The sequence below is a fragment of the Pseudomonas sp. NPDC089428 genome, from assembly GCF_044749325.1.
Classification (GTDB): domain Bacteria; phylum Pseudomonadota; class Gammaproteobacteria; order Pseudomonadales; family Pseudomonadaceae; genus Aquipseudomonas.
On the sequence record NZ_JBIVHT010000005.1, the window covers coordinates 224,379 to 240,113 of the forward strand.

14 protein-coding genes and 1 riboswitch are annotated in these 15,735 nt (G+C 62.5%); of the genes, 5 read left to right on the forward strand and 9 right to left on the reverse strand.

Annotated features, from left to right (window positions below):
• Nucleotides 1-57 precede the first annotated feature (57 nt).
• The gene (locus ACIPZ5_RS12185) at nucleotides 58-675 is read left to right on the forward strand and encodes a hemolysin III family protein (RefSeq protein ID WP_085676688.1); all 618 of its coding nucleotides are present in this window, start codon (nucleotides 58-60) and stop codon (nucleotides 673-675) included.
• An 8-nt stretch (nucleotides 676-683) separates the two neighbouring features.
• On the opposite strand, the gene ACIPZ5_RS12190 is transcribed toward ACIPZ5_RS12185, so the two are convergent.
• From ACIPZ5_RS12190 to ACIPZ5_RS12200, 3 genes are all read right to left on the reverse strand, one after another.
• On the reverse strand, nucleotides 684-1,406 hold the full coding sequence (locus ACIPZ5_RS12190) for a 16S rRNA (uracil(1498)-N(3))-methyltransferase (protein ID WP_343597748.1): 723 nt from the start codon (nucleotides 1,404-1,406) through the stop codon (nucleotides 684-686).
• A gap of 139 nt (nucleotides 1,407-1,545) precedes the next feature.
• Nucleotides 1,546-2,952, reverse strand: a complete 1,407-nt coding sequence (locus tag ACIPZ5_RS12195; RefSeq protein ID WP_400808830.1) for an adenosylmethionine--8-amino-7-oxononanoate transaminase — start codon at nucleotides 2,950-2,952, stop codon at nucleotides 1,546-1,548.
• 79 nt (nucleotides 2,953-3,031) lie between these two features.
• Nucleotides 3,032-3,523 (reverse strand): hypothetical protein, encoded by a 492-nt coding sequence (locus ACIPZ5_RS12200; protein WP_400808833.1) that lies wholly within the window; start codon nucleotides 3,521-3,523, stop codon nucleotides 3,032-3,034.
• 212 nt (nucleotides 3,524-3,735) lie between these two features.
• Here ACIPZ5_RS12200 and ACIPZ5_RS12205 point away from each other — a divergent pair, with 212 nt between their 5' ends.
• The 3 genes from ACIPZ5_RS12205 (at nucleotide 3,736) to ACIPZ5_RS12215 (ending at nucleotide 6,964) form a co-directional block, all read left to right on the forward strand.
• A complete protein-coding gene (locus ACIPZ5_RS12205; protein ID WP_400808835.1) occupies nucleotides 3,736-5,514 on the forward strand; it encodes a flavin monoamine oxidase family protein in 1,779 nt (592 codons plus the stop codon).
• 264 nt (nucleotides 5,515-5,778) lie between these two features.
• Complete coding sequence (locus tag ACIPZ5_RS12210; protein WP_343597756.1) at nucleotides 5,779-6,330, forward strand: cytochrome b; 552 nt, start codon at nucleotides 5,779-5,781, stop codon at nucleotides 6,328-6,330.
• A gap of 34 nt (nucleotides 6,331-6,364) precedes the next feature.
• The gene (locus ACIPZ5_RS12215; protein ID WP_313710426.1) at nucleotides 6,365-6,964 is read left to right on the forward strand and encodes a YceI family protein; all 600 of its coding nucleotides are present in this window, start codon (nucleotides 6,365-6,367) and stop codon (nucleotides 6,962-6,964) included.
• A gap of 66 nt (nucleotides 6,965-7,030) precedes the next feature.
• On the opposite strand, the gene ACIPZ5_RS12220 is transcribed toward ACIPZ5_RS12215, so the two are convergent.
• The 5 genes from ACIPZ5_RS12220 to ahcY form a co-directional block, all read right to left on the reverse strand.
• Entirely contained in the window at nucleotides 7,031-8,929 is a 1,899-nt protein-coding gene (locus ACIPZ5_RS12220) for a DEAD/DEAH box helicase (RefSeq protein ID WP_400808839.1), read from the reverse strand.
• A gap of 218 nt (nucleotides 8,930-9,147) precedes the next feature.
• A complete protein-coding gene (locus ACIPZ5_RS12225; RefSeq protein ID WP_343597761.1) occupies nucleotides 9,148-9,936 on the reverse strand; it encodes a transporter substrate-binding domain-containing protein in 789 nt (262 codons plus the stop codon).
• Between the two features lie 64 nt (nucleotides 9,937-10,000).
• Entirely contained in the window at nucleotides 10,001-11,077 is a 1,077-nt protein-coding gene (locus ACIPZ5_RS12230; protein WP_400808843.1) for a hypothetical protein, read from the reverse strand.
• 94 nt (nucleotides 11,078-11,171) lie between these two features.
• On the reverse strand, nucleotides 11,172-12,017 hold the full coding sequence (gene metF / locus ACIPZ5_RS12235) for a methylenetetrahydrofolate reductase [NAD(P)H] (protein WP_261942404.1): 846 nt from the start codon (nucleotides 12,015-12,017) through the stop codon (nucleotides 11,172-11,174).
• A gap of 126 nt (nucleotides 12,018-12,143) precedes the next feature.
• Entirely contained in the window at nucleotides 12,144-13,553 is a 1,410-nt protein-coding gene (ahcY, locus tag ACIPZ5_RS12240) for an adenosylhomocysteinase (RefSeq protein WP_110633282.1), read from the reverse strand.
• 20 nt (nucleotides 13,554-13,573) lie between these two features.
• Nucleotides 13,574-13,670: riboswitch (S-adenosyl-L-homocysteine riboswitch) on the reverse strand.
• 179 nt (nucleotides 13,671-13,849) lie between these two features.
• On the opposite strand from ahcY, the gene ACIPZ5_RS12245 reads away from it, so the two are divergent.
• A complete protein-coding gene (locus ACIPZ5_RS12245; protein ID WP_166885937.1) occupies nucleotides 13,850-14,251 on the forward strand; it encodes an acyl-CoA thioesterase in 402 nt (133 codons plus the stop codon).
• 33 nt (nucleotides 14,252-14,284) lie between these two features.
• On the opposite strand, the gene ACIPZ5_RS12250 is transcribed toward ACIPZ5_RS12245, so the two are convergent.
• Nucleotides 14,285-15,520, reverse strand: coding sequence for a sodium:proton antiporter (locus tag ACIPZ5_RS12250; RefSeq protein ID WP_343597769.1), 1,236 nt, complete (start codon nucleotides 15,518-15,520; stop codon nucleotides 14,285-14,287).
• Nucleotides 15,521-15,735: the final 215 nt, after the last annotated feature.

Genomic DNA, 15,735 nt, shown 5'->3' on the forward strand with positions numbered 1-15,735 from the left:
ATAGGCCGGAACAGGACGACTCAGGAACCCAGCCCACCTAGCGAGGTCTGTGTTTGCATGTACTACGGTGAACGCTTCAACGCCTGGACCCACCTGGTCGGTGCCGTCCTGGCCTGTATCGGTGCCATCTGGCTGATCGTCGTTGCGGGCCTGCAGGGCGACCCCTGGAAGATCGTCAGTTTCTCCATCTACGGCAGCACCTTGCTGTTGCTCTACAGCATCTCCACCCTCTACCACAGCACCCGTGGGCGGGCGAAGGTGATCATGCGCAAGCTCGACCACCTGTCGATCTACCTGCTGATCGCCGGCAGCTACACCCCGTTCTGTCTGGTCAGCTTGCGCGGACCCTGGGGCTGGAGCCTGTTCGGCGTGGTCTGGGGGCTGGCGGTGATCGGCATGCTGCAGGAAATCAAACCGCGCTCGGAGGCGCGCATCCTGTCGATCATCATCTATGCGGTGATGGGCTGGATCGTGCTGGTGGCGGTCAAGCCACTGCTGAACAGCCTAGGCACTGCCGGCTTCACCTGGCTGGCGGCCGGCGGCGTGTTCTACACCGTGGGGATCATCTTCTTCGCCTTCGACAGCCGCTTCCGCCACTGGCATGGCATCTGGCACCTGTTCGTGATTGCCGGCAGCCTGATGCACTTCGTGGCGGTGTCGCTGTACGTGCGTTAGCTTTTTGTTTACGAAAAATCACCCCACAACTGCTGCGCTACCGACAGCGCCACCACGGGGGCGGTCTCGGTGCGCAGGACCCGCGGCCCGAGGCGTGCAGCGTGGAAGCCAGCGGCCTTGGCCTGTTCGACCTCCGCCTCGCTCAGCCCCCCTTCCGGGCCGATCAGGAAGGCCAGCGTCGCCGGCTTGTCATGGCTGGTCAGTGGTTCGGCGACTGGGTGCAGGACCAGTTTGAGGTCGGCTTCGGTGGCCTTCAGCCATTCGGCCAGTGTCACGGGCGGATGAATGACCGGCAAGGTCGAACGGCCACATTGTTCACAGGCACTGATCGCCACCTGGCGCCAATGGGCCAGGCGCTTGTCGGCGCGTTCGTCCTTCAGGCGCACTTCACAGCGTTCGCTGACGATCGGCGTGATTGCGTTCGCGCCAAGCTCGGTGGCCTTCTGGATCGCCCAGTCCATGCGCTCGCCGCGGGACAGGCCCTGGCCGAGGTGGACGTGCAGCGGCGAGTCAGGCTGGCCGGCGAGGGCCTGGTCGAGGCTGACGCGGACCGTCTTCTTGCCGACTTCGAGCAACTGGCCGAGGTATTCCTGGCCGCTGCCGTCGAACAGTTGCACGGCGTCGCCGGGGGCCATGCGCAGGACGCGGCCGATGTAGTGGGCCTGGGCTTCGGGCAGGTCGTGCTCGCCGAGGCTCAGGGGGGCGTCGATGAAGAAGCGGGACAGTCTCATGGTTCAGCTCGGTATAGGGTTGTACGCAGAGCCCCTGTGGGAGCGGGCTTGCCCGCGAAGCAGGCACCGCGGGTGTCTGGCGAGGGCTTAGCCCTCGTTCGCGGGCAAGCCCGCTCCCACAAGGAAGGAGGTGCGGCGACTAGCCCGGGTCGCGGAAGTCGGGGTGGAAGTTGGCCGGTACGGCGACGCTGACGCTGTCGCGGGTGGCGATGTCGATGCCTTCGCTGGCCACTTCGGCGAGGAAGTCGATCTGCTCCGGAGTAATCACATACGGCGGCAGGAAGTACACCACGCTACCCAGCGGGCGCAGCAGGGCGCCGCGGGTCAGGGCGTGCTCGAACACCTTCAGGCCACGACGCTCCTGCCACGGGTAGGCGGCCTTGGTGGCCTTGTCCTGGACCATCTCGATGGCCAGGGCCATGCCGGTCTGGCGGATTTCGGCGACGTGGGCATGATCGGCCAGGTGCGCGGTGGCGCTGGCCATGCGCGTGGCCAGGGCCTTGTTGGCCTCGATCACGTTGTCCTGCTCGAAGATGTCCAGTGTCGCCAGGGCGGCGGCGCAGGCCAGCGGGTTGCCGGTGTAGCTGTGCGAGTGAAGGAACGCGCGCAGGGTCGGGTAATCGTCGTAGAAGGCCTGGTAAACCTTGTCGGTGGTCAGGCAGGCGGCCAGCGGCAGGTAGCCACCGGTCAGGGCCTTGGACAGGCAGAGGAAATCCGGGCGGATGCCGGCCTGTTCACAGGCGAACATGGTGCCGGTGCGGCCGAAACCGACGGCGATCTCGTCGTGGATCAGGTGCACGTCATAGCGGTCGCAGGCTTCGCGCAGCAGTTTGAGGTACACCGGGTGATACATGCGCATGCCACCGGCACCCTGGATCAGCGGCTCGATGATCACCGCCGAGAGGGTTTCGTGGTGCTCGGCCAGGGTCTGTTCCATGGCGGTGAACATGTTGCGCGAGTGCTCTTCCCAGCCCATGCCTTCGGGGCGCAGGTAGCAGTCCGGGCTTGGCACCTTGATGGTGTCGAGCAGCAGCGCCTTGTAGGTTTCGGTGAACAGCGGCACGTCACCCACGGACATCGCGGCAATGGTTTCGCCGTGGTAGCTGTTGGTCAGGGTAACGAAGCGTTTTTTCGCTGGTTTGCCGATGTTCTGCCAATAGTGGAAGCTCATCTTCAGCGCCACTTCGATGCATGACGAGCCGTTGTCGGCATAGAACACCCGGTCCAGGCCGGCCGGGGTCATGGCCACCAGGCGCTCGGACAGCTCGATCACCGGCTGGTGGCTGAAACCGGCGAGAATCACGTGCTCCAGCTGGTCGACCTGGTCCTTGATGCGCTGGTTGATGCGCGGGTTGGCGTGGCCGAACACGTTGACCCACCAGCTGCTCACGGCATCCAGGTAACGCTTGCCGTCGAAGTCCTCGAGCCATACGCCCTCGCCACGCTTGATCGGGATCAGCGGCAACTGCTCGTGGTCTTTCATCTGGGTGCAGGGGTGCCACAGGACCTTGAGGTCGCGTTGCATCCACTGATCGTTGAGGCCCATGGGCACTTCTCCTGGCTTTACTGCCTGCTTTGACCGCGTAAGCCTAAGCAAAGCCAGGGGGCAGGACAACCGCTAGTGGTCAATGGCGGTAGGTGCGCGTCCACTCCAGCCGGCGAATGTTCACCGTGCCAGCCAGGGAGGTGGAGATGGTCAGGCGGCGGAATGGCCCTTCGATGATCTGCTGGTATGGCTGAGAAGAGACGGGGCCGCGTCTGTAATCGGTGTAGCCACTGCCAGAAAGGGTCAGCCAATAGAAATGGCGTGGGACCGGGGAAATCAGGTCCATTTCGCAGCCATCGGTATCCAGCAGCAGTTGAACTTCTTCGAAATGCTGGTCGCTGACAACGTAGTACTCGATCAGCAGGCTTTCAACTTCCTGCCGGAATGCAATCTCCACATCACAGAGTTCGCCAATCACCAACTCTGTGCCCTCGGGGCCCTTGAACGCCTCGTGGAACCCCGTACAGGAAGTGCTGTTGGAGCGAATGCTCAGACCTGTAGGCATATGCAGTGTCTGTTTGTACTCGAGTGACTGCCTTCTTACATGTGAGAAATTCTCCTTGAAGGTCATGGGCAGCTCCATTTGTCGGTTATTTTCAGCTACTGCCGACAGCATCATCGAGTGACCAGAGGCCTGGCTACTGACAAAAATGCCAGTTGCCAAAAGCACTTGATGTCGCTGTGCTGGCAGGGTCCGCATACCTGACGTATTCTTAGCGCATCGACTCTCGGGGCATTCCCGCCTCTTCCCATCCCTGCAATTTCAACTCGGAGTTCGCCGACATGGCTGCTGCTTGGGTGCGCCTGTGCGCGTTGGTATTGATCGGTGTGTCCAGCGGTGCCGCGCTGGCAAAGGACAAGACACCTTCGGCAATCGTGGTGGGGGGCGGCCTGGCTGGCCTGACCGCAGCCTATGAGCTGCAGAACAAGGGCTGGCAGGTCACCCTGCTGGAGGCCAAGCCCGGAATGGGCGGCCGTTCGGGCCTGGCCACCAGCGAGTGGATCGGCAATGCCAAGGCCCAGCCGGTGTTGAACCAGTACCTCGACCGTTTCAAGCTTGAAACCCTGCCCGCGCCCGAGTTCGTGCGTACCCCAGGCTACCTGATCGACGGTGAGTACTTCAGCGCCACAGACCTGACCACCAAGCAACCGGCCACCGCCGAAGCGCTCAAGCGTTACGAGAAGACCCTCGACGACCTGGCCCGCTCGATCGATGACCCGCTCAACCCACAGGCAAACAGCACCCTGTTCGCCCTCGACCAGATGAACGTGTCCACCTGGCTCGACAAGCTTCAATTGCCGACCACCGCGCGTCAGCTGATCAACCAGCAGATCCGCACCCGCTATGACGAGCCATCGCGCCTGTCGCTGCTCTACTTCGCCCAGCAGAACCGCGTCTACCGTGGCGTCAGTGACCGCGACCTGCGTGCCGCGCGCCTGCCTGGCGGCAGCCCGGTGCTTGCCCAGGCTTTCGTCAAGCAGCTGAAGACCATCAAGACCAGCTCGCCAGTGACGGCGATCGTGCAGGACAAGGATGGCGTCACCGTCAAGGTCGGCAGCACGGACTACAAGGCCGATTACCTGGTGATGGCGGTGCCTCTGCGGGCGCTGGCCAAGATCCAGATGACTCCTGGCCTGGACACCCAGCACGTGGCAGCGCTCAAGGGCACCAACTATGGCTGGCGCGACCAGCTGATGCTGAAGTTCAAGCAGCCGGTATGGGAAAGCCGCGCGCGTATGTCGGGCGAGATCTTCAGTAACGCCGGCCTCGGCATGCTGTGGATCGAGCCGGCGCTCAAGGGCGGTGCCAACGTGGTGATCAACCTGTCGGGTGACAACGCCCGCCTGCTGCAGGCCTTCGGCGACAAGCAGATGGTCGACCAGGTGCTGATCCGCCTGCATGCGTTTTATCCGCAGGCTCGTGGCGCGTTCACCGGTTACGAAGTCAAGCGTTACAGTGTCGATGCCGGTACCGGTGGCGCTTACCTGGCCTACGGCCCGGGGCAGATCAGCAAGTACTGGCGCCTGTGGGAGCGCCCGGTGCAGCGCATCACCTTTGCCGGTGAGCACACCGATGCGCTGTACCCAGGTACCCTCGAAGGCGCCCTGCGCAGCGGTCAGCGTGCCGCCAGCCAGGTGCAGGACCTGCTGGCCGGCAAGTCGTTCGACCCGGCCAAGGCCGCAACCGTCGCGGCAGCGGCAACGGCGGGCGCCGCGGTGGCGAAGAAGGACAGCGGCGGGTTCTTCTCGCGCCTGTTCGGTGGTGGTGACAAGCCCGAAGTGAAGGCTGCACCGGTTGCCAAGACCGAGGAAGTCGTACCAGTACCGGCACCGGCTCCTGCAACTGCCCCTGCTGCCCCTGCGCCTGCAGAGATGGCCAAGGAAGAACCGGCCAAGCCTGCCGCTACCAAGGCAGCACCGGCCAAGCATGCGCCAGCACACAAGCCCGCGGCCAAACCTGCGGCCAAGCAGGCGCATAAAGCGGTCGATACCAAAAAGGCCACGGTCAAGTCCGCGCCTGCCAAAAAGCCTGTGACCGATAACCAGGCCAAGGCCGGTTGATTCCCGCACCGGCCTCTTCGCGGCAAACCCGCCCCCACACTGCTTACGCCTCCAGGCATGCGCAGTAGCTGTGGGAGCGGGGCTTGCCCGCGATGAGGCCGGCCCTGGCAACCCTAAACTCTCCAGCTATCGTTAATGTTTCCTTAATAGCCAAATTGCAGACTAATCATCGGATTTCTCGATAATCCAAAGCAATTTTTTAAGCTTTTATTCGATACGTTACGCGCTAGTCTGTGCACAGCTTTCACGGGGAATCACGTCATCATGCAACTGCGCAATTCACCTTCTCGCTATGGCATGGTCAGCATCGTCCTGCACTGGGGCGTTGCACTGGCAGTCTTCGGGCTGTTCGGCCTGGGCCTGTGGATGGTCGATCTCGGCTACTACGATCCTTGGCGCAAGGCCGGTCCCGATCTTCACAAGAGTATCGGCCTGGTGCTGCTGGCGGTCATGTTGCTGCGGGTGGTCTGGCGCTTCATCAGCCCACCTCCTCCGGCACCGGCTAACCATGGGGCGTTCACCCGCGTGGCGGCCAAACTGGGCCACCTGGCGCTTTACCTGGGCCTGTTCGCGGTGATGATCGCCGGTTACCTGATCTCTACTGCCGACGGTGTCGGCATTCCGGTCTTCGGCCTGTTCGAAGTACCGGCGCTGATCAGCGACCTGCCCGACCAGGCAGACCTGGCTGGCGTGATTCATCTGTGGCTGGCCTGGGGCCTGGTGATCTTCGCCGTGCTGCACGCCCTGGCCGCATTGAAACACCATTTCATCGACCGTGACGCGACCCTGACCCGCATGCTGGGCCGCAAAGCTTGACTCTCAACCTCAATTGCATAGGAAGGAAGTAAGGATGTTGAAAAAGACTTTTGCCGCTCTGGCGCTGGGTACTGCACTGTTCGCCGCCGGCCAGGCCATGGCTGCCGATTACAAGATCGACAAGGAAGGCCAGCACGCGTTCGTTGATTTCAAGATCAGCCACCTGGGCTACAGCTTCATCACCGGCACCTTCAAGGACTGGGATGGCAACTTCAGCTGGGACCCGGCCAAGCCTGAAGCCAGCAAGATCGATGTCACCCTCAAGACGGTAAGCGTGGACACCAACCACGCCGAGCGTGACAAGCACATCAAGAGCAAGGACTTCCTTGACGTAGCCAAGTACCCAACCGCGACGTTCAAGTCGACCAAGGTAACTCCGACCGGCAAGAACGCCGAAGGCCAGCTGACTGCCGATGTCGCCGGTGACCTGACCCTGACTGGCGTCACCAAGCCGGTTGTGATCAAGGCTACCTTCATTGGCGAGGGCAAGGACCCGTGGGGCGGCTACCGTGCCGGCTTCGAGGGCAAGCTGGACATCAACCGCAAGGACTTCGCGCCGAAGTCGATGGACCTCGGTCCGCTGTCCGAGAAAGTTGAGCTGTACTTCGTGTTCGAAGGTGTTCAGCAGAAGTGATGCTGTTGCCCGAGCAATAAAAAACGCCGCCCATTGGGCGGCGTTTTTTATTGCCTGATGCGCGGCTCAGCCCTTGCGGGTGAGCAGTGCAGGGCGCTCACCGCGCGGGCGGCTCGGCAGGTCATCCAGCTGTTCCGGCGTCGGGTAACGATCGAGCTTGGATTCCTTGCGGATGATTACCGGCTGGTGTTGTTCGCGGCTGCTGCGTACTGCCGGCTCCTGACGCGAGGCATCTTCACGGCCGGCCGAACGGTTACGGCCACCACCATTGTTGTCACGACGGGCGCCGCCACCGTTGTTGTTGCGTGGGCGCTTGTCGCCGCTGGCGCTGCGCTGCTGGCCGCCTGCATTGCGGCCCTGGCCTTGACCACCACCGTTGCTGCTGCGCTGGCCGCCGCCTTGGCTTTGGCCCTGGCCTGCACCACCCGGACGGCGGTTGCGGCCTTGGCCTTTGCCGTTCTGGTATGGGCTGACGTAGTCGGCGCGGTTACCAAAGTTGTCGATATCGTCGTCCAGGAACTCTTCCGGGTCACGATCAGCCGGTGCTTTCGGCACGCTGCTGCTGCTGCTGGCTTGTTGCTGCTGACGCAGCTTCTTGTCACGCGGTTTGCGTTGTTGCTGCTTGTCGCCGGACTTTTCCTTGTCGGCCGGTTTGTCCGCCGCCTGCTGCTTGGCCTTGCCTTTATCCTTGCCCTTGTCCTTGCGACCGCCGTTGGCGTCTTTGCCGCCTTCGCCACGGGCTTGCTGCTGGTTGCGGCCGCCGCGGCCGCTGTTCTGCTGGCGCTCGCGTACTTCAGGCTTTTCGGCTTCTACCTGGCTGGCATCGAAGCCCATCAGGTCGCCATCCGGGATCTTCTGCTTGGTGACCCGCTCGATGCTCTTGAGCAGCTTTTCTTCATCCGGCGCGACCATGGAGATGGCTTCGCCCGAGCGCCCGGCGCGGCCGGTACGGCCGATGCGGTGCACGTAGTCTTCCTCGACGTTCGGCAGCTCGAAGTTGACCACGTGTGGCAACTGGTCGATGTCCAGGCCACGGGCGGCGATGTCGGTGGCTACCAGTACGCGCACGCTGTTGGCCTTGAAGTCGGCCAGGGCCTTGGTCCGGGCGTTCTGACTTTTGTTGCCGTGAATCGCGGCGGCGGTCAGGCCGTGCTTTTCCAGGTACTCGGCCAGGCGGTTGGCGCCGTGCTTGGTGCGGGTGAACACCAGTACCTGTTCCCAGGCACCCAGTGTGATCAAGTGCGCCAGCAGGGCGCGCTTGTGGCTGGCGGGCAGGCGGTAGACGCGCTGCTCGATACGCTCGACGGTAGTGTTCGGCGGGGTGACCTCGATGCGCTCCGGGTTGTGCAGGAGCTTGTCGGCCAGGTCGGTGATGTCCTTGGAGAAGGTCGCCGAGAACAGCAGGTTCTGGCGCTTGGCCGGCAGGCGGGCGAGGACCTTTTTGACGTCATGGATGAAGCCCATGTCGAGCATGCGGTCGGCTTCATCGAGAACCAGGATTTCCACGTGGGCCAGGTCGACCTTGCCTTGGCCGGCCAGGTCGAGCAGGCGCCCCGGGCAAGCGACGAGCACGTCGACACCCTTGGCAATGGCCTGGATCTGCGGGTTCATGCCGACGCCGCCGAAGATGCAGGCGCTGACCAGCGGCAGATCACGGGCGTACACCTTGAAGCTGTCGTGTACCTGGGCGGCGAGTTCGCGGGTCGGGGTCAGGACCAGTACGCGTGGCTGGCGTGGGCCATGACGCTGGGATTTGTCGGGGTGGCCGGCCGGGAACAGGCGCTCGAGGATCGGCAAGGCGAAGCCGCCGGTTTTACCAGTACCAGTCTGTGCGGCAACCATCAGGTCGCGGCCTTGCAACACGGCGGGAATGGCCCGCTGTTGCACCGGAGTCGGCTGGGTGTAGCCCGCTGCCTCGATAGCGCGGACAAGAGCCTCGGAGAGACCGAGGGAAGCAAAGGACATGGGCAATCCTGTTCTCGTGGGGGCTGGGCCCGTTGGGATATTCTGCCTGGCGCGACGGGCATCGAAGGGATGCGATCGCGTCCGGTCCAGCTGGGCTTTCACTGCACATCCGGGAAGCGGAGGGTGGACGCCAAGGGGCGTCAATGCCGATCGGGATGCCTGTTGCGAGGCCGAGCGTCCGGGCGTGAGCCGGGCGGGAAGGCCCGAGTATAACAGAGCTAACGCAGCGTGCTGCTTTCCTGCTGCTCAACGGTGCCGGCAAGATCGCCAGCGTCGCCGATGTAGTGTTCGATAATCGCCTCGAATGCCGGTTCCTGCTTGAAGCGGCGCAGCTCTTCGGTAAACGCCAAGGCCAGTTGTTCGCGCCCGGGTTTGCGTGCCAGGCCCAGGAATTGCGCCTGACGGCTGATGATCAGGGGCAGCTCTTCGACCTGTTGTTCAAGGCCAAGCTGTTTGCGCAAGTAACGCCCGACCAGGCGGTCGGTGACCAGCAGATCGATGCGCCCGCGTATGAGTTTGCCAAAATTGGCTTCGTGACTCGGCGCGGTTTCGCGACGGAAATCCTGGGATTCGTTGAACGCCTTGTCGTAGGCGTAGCCCGGCGACGTGCCTACGGTCAGGCCGGCAAGGTCATTCAGTTGGCGAATGGCATGGCGCCGGTTGCTGGCCTGATACAGCACGAACTCGACATCGGACATGGGTTCTGCCGGATAGACCATGTAGGTCTTGCGCGACTCGACCTGAAAAGTGTCCATCACCCCGTCAGCCAGGCCTTGCTCCACCAGGGCCAGGCAGCGCTTCCACGGCAGGAACTGCCAGTCCACCTCGACCCCCAGGCGGCGGAACACCTCGGTGGTGACTTCGTAATCGATCCCTCTGGCCCGGCCACCATCGCGATACACATAAGGCGCCCAATCGTCGCTGACCAGGCGCAGCCGCTCGCCCAGCGCCATCGGGCTCAGGCAGGCGAGCAGCAGGATGCACAGCAAGTGGGCGATGTGGGGCATGGCGCGAGATTACGCGCTCACTGGGGGGCAAGGCCAGTGAAGATGAAAGCCCCCGGTGGGGGCCTCATCGATGGGAAGTGCGCAGCAGGTGTGCCTCGATATCCTTGCGCCGGCCACGCAGTGACAGGCGCAGGCTCGGGTGGCGCAGGCACTGACGCAATTGCTCGGGTTCGATGCGCCCGTAGCGTTCGTTGAGATTCTCCAGCGCCTTGTCCCACCAGGCCGTTGCGCAAGCGCGATCGAATTCGTTGGGGTAGGGGTAGCAGCCATAAAGCAGTTCGCGTACGAACTGGCGCTCGCGGCTGGGCATGGTCAGGCTCAAGGCCTTGTAGCCCAAACGTTGCAGGGTCGGTGGTCGTGGCAGTTGGTCGTTGACCAAAGCCACATCGGCAAGCGCCGCCGCACCCAGAGGGTTATCGCCGTGTTTGCGCAGCCAGGCCTGAATCTTGGCGCGGAACTGGGCCTTGCGGCTCCAGTAATGGTGAATGACGTCGGTGCATTCGGCCAGCTCCATCTTGCGGTAAGCGGCCACCGCCAGGCAGAACTCTTCGAGTGTGTAGGCGGTGCGGGCCAACGGATAGAACTCGTCCATCATGGTAATGGAGCGGTCCAGGGCATCGGTGTCCTCGGCGCACAGCCCGATCACCCCCGAGTTGATCAGCGGCATCTTGCAGTCGGCCAGGCCGCGTGACTGGAGAATGCCCAGCAGGTTCGTGTAGAGCACGCACTTCGGATTATCGCCGTAGCGCGCGTAAATGGCGTTGCACAACAGTGTGCCGGGCTTGACCCGCTGGAACAGTTGCAGCGGCGACTTGCGGAAGAAGGTGTCGGTGTCGATCAGCACGGCCTGGGGATGTTGCTGCAGCACTTGGCGCAACAGCACATGCTTGCTGCGGAAATGGTAGCCGTGGGGCTTGCTCCACGTCTTGCGGGTAGCCTCGTCGAGCAGATGAACGGTCACCGGCAGTTTGCCGTAGGGCTCGGCATTGTCGGTATGGACCTGGATGTCGATGGCCGTGTTGGCATTGTCCCCCAGCTGCGCGAGGGCGCTGACGATGCTGAAACAGGCTTCCTGGTGATAAGTGGCAGGGCCGAACGCCAGATACACGAGCTGAGGACGTGATGGCATGAAATGTTGCATTGCAGACGACACCTGTCAGAGTCAGAACGTAATCAAGGCTTTAGTCTATGACCAAAGCCTTAATTGCCTCTGAATCCAATGGTGCCAAAAAGTTTCAGCGTGGCAGCTTCAGATTGTTCCAGATCGCCAGGCTCGCCTCGGCTTGGTTGAGGGTGTAGAAGTGCAGGCCCGGTGCGCCGCCTTGCAGCAATTGCTCGCACATGCGGGTGATGACTTCCTCGCCAAAGGCCTGGATGCTCGCCGTATCGTCGGCGTAGGCTTCCAGTTGCTTGCGGATCCAGCGCGGGATCTCGGCGCCGCAGGCATCGGAGAAGCGTGCCAGTTTGCTGTAGTTGGTGATCGGCATGATGCCGGGCACCACTGGAATGTCCACGCCCAGTTTCTGCGCGCGCTCGACGAAGTAGAAGTAGCTGTCGGCGTTGAAGAAGTACTGGGTGATGGCGCTGTCGGCACCGGCCTTGACCTTGTGCACGAAGTTGGCCAGGTCGATTTCGAAGTTGCGCGCCTGCGGGTGCATTTCCGGATAGGCGGCAACTTCCAGGTGGAAGTGGTCGCCGGTTTCCTGGCGGATGAACTCGACCAGGTCGCTGGCATAACGCAATTCACCACTGGCCATGCCCATGCCCGACGGCAGGTCGCCACGCAGGGCGACGATGCGCTTGATACCAGCTGCCTTGTACTCGGCCAGCAGGGCGCGCAGCTCATCCTTGGTGTCGCCGACGCACGACAGGTGCGGTGCGGCCGGGACCTTCACTTCGCTTTCCAGCTGCAGCACGGTGTTCAGCGTGCGATCGCGGGTGGAGCCACCGGCACCATAGGTGCAGGAGAAGAAGTCCGGATTGTACGCGGCCAGCTGGCGGGCAACGCCCATCAGTTTTTCGTGACCGGCGTCGGTCTTGGTTGGGAAGAACTCGAAACTGTAACGGCGATCTTGGGACATCAGGCGTTCCTCGAGCAGCAAACCTCAAGCAGCAAGCTGCAAGTAAAAGCCAGATCGGTGATGGCCGATCTGGCTTGGGCATCGTTCAGGTTTCGGCGTTGGAGCTGGTCGCTCCAAGCCCGCCGCTTAGTAGCGGTAGGCGTGCGGCTTGAACGGGCCTTCGACGGTCACGCCGATGTACTCGGCCTGTTGCGGGGTCAGCTGGGTGACCACGCCACCGAAGCCGCGGACCATTTCCAGGGCCACTTCTTCGTCGAGTTTCTTCGGCAGCACTTCCACGGTCAGGCGCTCGGCTTTCTTGGCGGCTGGCAGTTCGGCGAACTTCTGCTCGAACAGGAAGATCTGCGCCAGCACCTGGTTGGCGAACGAACCGTCCATGATGCGGCTTGGGTGGCCAGTGGCGTTGCCCAGGTTCACCAGGCGGCCTTCGGCCAGCAGGATCAGGTAGTCGTCGTTCTGCGGGTCGAAAGTACCCGCGCCGGTACGGTGGATCTTGTGAACCTGCGGCTTGACCTCTTCCCATGCCCAGTTCTTGCGCATGAAGGCAGTGTCGATTTCGTTGTCGAAGTGGCCGATGTTGCAGACCACGGCACGCTTCTTCAGGGCCTTGAGCATGTTGGCGTCGCAGACGTTGACGTTACCGGTGGTGGTGACGATCAGGTCGATACGGCCCAGCAGGTCGGCGTTGATGCCGGCTTCGGTACCGGTGTTGATACCGTCCTTGAACGGCGAAACGACTTCGAAGCCGTCCATGCAGGCCTGCATGGCGCAGATCGGGTCGACTTCGGTGACCTTGACGATCATGCCTTCCTGGCGCAGCGACTGGGCCGAGCCCTTGCCCACGTCACCGTAGCCGATCACCAGTGCTTGCTTGCCCGACAGCAGGTGGTCGGTGCCGCGCTTGATGGCATCGTTCAGGCTGTGACGGCAGCCGTACTTGTTGTCGTTCTTGCTCTTGGTGACCGAGTCGTTGACGTTGATCGCCGGGACTTTCAGCTCGCCCTTGGCCAGCATGTCCAGCAGGCGGTGCACGCCAGTGGTGGTTTCTTCGGTCACGCCGTGGATTTTTTCCAGCATGGCCGGGTATTTCTTGTGCAGGATCTCGGTCAGGTCACCACCGTCGTCCAGCACCATGTTGGCGTCCCAAGGCTGGCCATCTTTCAGGATGGTCTGCTCGATGCACCACTCGTATTCCTGCTCGGTTTCACCTTTCCAGGCGAACACCGGGATGCCGGCGGCGGCGATGGCGGCAGCGGCCTGATCCTGGGTGGAGAAGATGTTGCACGACGACCAGCGGACTTCAGCGCCCAGGGCGACCAGGGTCTCGATCAGCACGGCAGTCTGGATGGTCATGTGGATGCAGCCGATGATCTTCGCGCCCTTGAGCGGTTGCTCGGCTTGATACTTGCGGCGCAGGCCCATCAGTGCGGGCATTTCCGATTCGGCGATGATGACTTCCTTGCGGCCCCAGTCGGCCAGGGAAATGTCGGCGACCTTGAAGTCGGAAAAACCAGCAGGCGTGTTTACAGCGCTCATGAGAGCCTCCATTCGTAGTGTGCGAATGGGCGCCGTTGTGCGTTGAGCGTCCGCTTCAGCGGACAACGCCCCAACCGAGCCTGACAGGCCGAGCCTGCTGCAGCGCCCCTCGGATGGGTGGCGGGATGGCCGCCACTGCGGGCAGCCATGTGAATCGGCAGCGATTATAGCCGTGGCTGTGTGACACACCCAAGGCTTTCTGTCGATTTATCGCGACGATAGTCGATGTTCAATGGAGCGCTGGCGGCCGCTCTGCCATCATTACTCCACGTTAGCCAAGCAGGTCAGGAGTACAGATGAACTTTCACACCCGCAAATGGGTAAAACCCGAAGACCTCAACCCCAACGGCACGCTGTTCGGCGGCAGCCTGCTGCGCTGGATCGACGAAGAAGCGGCGATCTATGCGATTGTCCAGCTGGGCAACCAGCGCGTGGTGACCAAGTACATGTCGGAGATCAACTTCGTCAGTGCCTCGCGCCAGGGCGATATCATCGAGCTGGGCATCACTGCCACCGAGTTTGGCCGTACCTCGATCACCCTCAAGTGCGAAGTGCGCAACAAGATCACCCGCAAGGCCATCCTGACCGTGGACAAAATGGTCTTCGTCAACCTCGGCGATGATGGCTTGCCGGCGCCACACGGGCGTACCGAGATCAAGTACATCCAGGACCAGTTCCCGGACTCTGCGGTGGAGTAAGGATTCCGGGGCCGCCAGGCGGCCCCGGCATTCTCAAGGCTGGGCGCTGACCTTGCGCACCACCCGGCCGATGCTCAAGCCCTGCACCAGGATCGACGACAACACCACGATGTAGGTGATCGACAACAGCAGGTCACGTTCCTCGCCCAATGGCAGCGACAGCGCCAGGGCCACCGATACCCCACCGCGCAAGCCACCCCATGTCAGTACCCGTACGGTGCCTTTTGGCACGGGCCGCCAGCGCCGCAACAGCACGATCGCCGGTGCCACCGTCAGCAGGCGTGACAGCAGTACCGCCAGTGCCAGCACGCTGCCCGCCGCCAGGTGCAGCCAGTTGAACGGCAGCAGCAACAGCTCCAGGCCGATCAAGGCAAACAGCAGGGCATTGAGCATGTCGTCGATCAGTTCCCAGAAGCCGTCCATGTAGCGGCGGGTCATGTCGTTCATCGCCAGGTTGCGCCCCAGGTTGCCGATGATCAGGCCGGCGACCACCATGGCGATCGGCGCCGAAACATGCAGCTCGTAGCACATTGCCGAACCACCGATCACCAGTGCCAGGGTCAGCATGACTTCGACCTGGTACTGCTCGACGCTCTTGATCATGCGGTAGGTGGCATAGCCGATGATGCCGCCGAACAGCACGCCGCCGATGGCTTCGCGGGCGAACAGGATGGCGGTGTCGGATACGCTTGGCGTTTCACCCAGCTGGATGATGCCCAGCAGTACGGTGAACACCACGACCGCGGTACCGTCGTTGAACAACGATTCGCCGACGATGGTGGTTTTCAAGGGTTTGGACGCATTGGCGGTACGCAGCGCGCCCAGCACTGCGATCGGGTCGGTCGGGGAGATCAGTGCGCCGAACAGCAGGCAATAGATCAGCGGCACCTGCCAGCCGAACAGGGCGAACACCCAGTGCGACAGGTAGCCGATCACCACGGTGGCGATCAGCACGCCCAAGGTGGCCAGCAGGCCGATCGGCCAACGGTAGCTGCGCAGGTCGCTGAGGTTCACGTGCAGTGCGCCGGCGAACAGCAGGAACGCCAGCATCCAGTGCATCAGCAGGTCGTTGAAATCGATCTGGTTCATCAGGCCTTCGACGCGTTCTTCCAGGCCAGGGAAGCCGATCAGGCTCAGGCCCTGCAGCATCAGGGAGAACAGCAGCGCCGTGACCATCACGCCGATGGCGGGCGGCAGGCCGATGAAGCGGTAATTGACATAGGTGAGGAGGGTGGTGAGGCAGATAAACGCGGCAACTAATTCAAGCATCCCGAATCCTGTGACAGTGGCTTCCAAGTCGTAACCCGAATGGCTCGGGCAGTTCTTTGATGATCTGGCGAGGGGCTCGGGACACAGGATTTGACCAGAAATGCTGGAATCGTTCCGGGTGTTCACTGCTGAAGGGCGCATTATGGCGGCCTGGTGCATGCCGCAACATTTCCAGCGCCTGTGAGACCGAGCGCCGCCCGCGCGGCGCTCGATCT

What these genes read in the sequence shown, in the direction of transcription:
- ACIPZ5_RS12185 (WP_085676688.1), top strand. Translation starts at nt 58, where the DNA reads ATGTACTACGGTGAACGCTTCAACGCCTGGACCCACCTGGTCGGTGCC.
- ACIPZ5_RS12190 (WP_343597748.1), bottom strand. Translation starts at nt 1,406, where the DNA reads ATGAGACTGTCCCGCTTCTTCATCGACGCCCCCCTGAGCCTCGGCGAG.
- ACIPZ5_RS12195 (WP_400808830.1), bottom strand. Translation starts at nt 2,952, where the DNA reads ATGGGCCTCAACGATCAGTGGATGCAACGCGACCTCAAGGTCCTGTGG.
- ACIPZ5_RS12200 (WP_400808833.1), bottom strand. Translation starts at nt 3,523, where the DNA reads ATGACCTTCAAGGAGAATTTCTCACATGTAAGAAGGCAGTCACTCGAG.
- ACIPZ5_RS12205 (WP_400808835.1), top strand. Translation starts at nt 3,736, where the DNA reads ATGGCTGCTGCTTGGGTGCGCCTGTGCGCGTTGGTATTGATCGGTGTG.
- ACIPZ5_RS12210 (WP_343597756.1), top strand. Translation starts at nt 5,779, where the DNA reads ATGCAACTGCGCAATTCACCTTCTCGCTATGGCATGGTCAGCATCGTC.
- ACIPZ5_RS12215 (WP_313710426.1), top strand. Translation starts at nt 6,365, where the DNA reads ATGTTGAAAAAGACTTTTGCCGCTCTGGCGCTGGGTACTGCACTGTTC.
- ACIPZ5_RS12220 (WP_400808839.1), bottom strand. Translation starts at nt 8,929, where the DNA reads ATGTCCTTTGCTTCCCTCGGTCTCTCCGAGGCTCTTGTCCGCGCTATC.
- ACIPZ5_RS12225 (WP_343597761.1), bottom strand. Translation starts at nt 9,936, where the DNA reads ATGCCCCACATCGCCCACTTGCTGTGCATCCTGCTGCTCGCCTGCCTG.
- ACIPZ5_RS12230 (WP_400808843.1), bottom strand. Translation starts at nt 11,077, where the DNA reads ATGCAACATTTCATGCCATCACGTCCTCAGCTCGTGTATCTGGCGTTC.
- metF (WP_261942404.1), bottom strand. Translation starts at nt 12,017, where the DNA reads ATGTCCCAAGATCGCCGTTACAGTTTCGAGTTCTTCCCAACCAAGACC.
- ahcY (WP_110633282.1), bottom strand. Translation starts at nt 13,553, where the DNA reads ATGAGCGCTGTAAACACGCCTGCTGGTTTTTCCGACTTCAAGGTCGCC.
- ACIPZ5_RS12245 (WP_166885937.1), top strand. Translation starts at nt 13,850, where the DNA reads ATGAACTTTCACACCCGCAAATGGGTAAAACCCGAAGACCTCAACCCC.
- ACIPZ5_RS12250 (WP_343597769.1), bottom strand. Translation starts at nt 15,520, where the DNA reads ATGCTTGAATTAGTTGCCGCGTTTATCTGCCTCACCACCCTCCTCACC.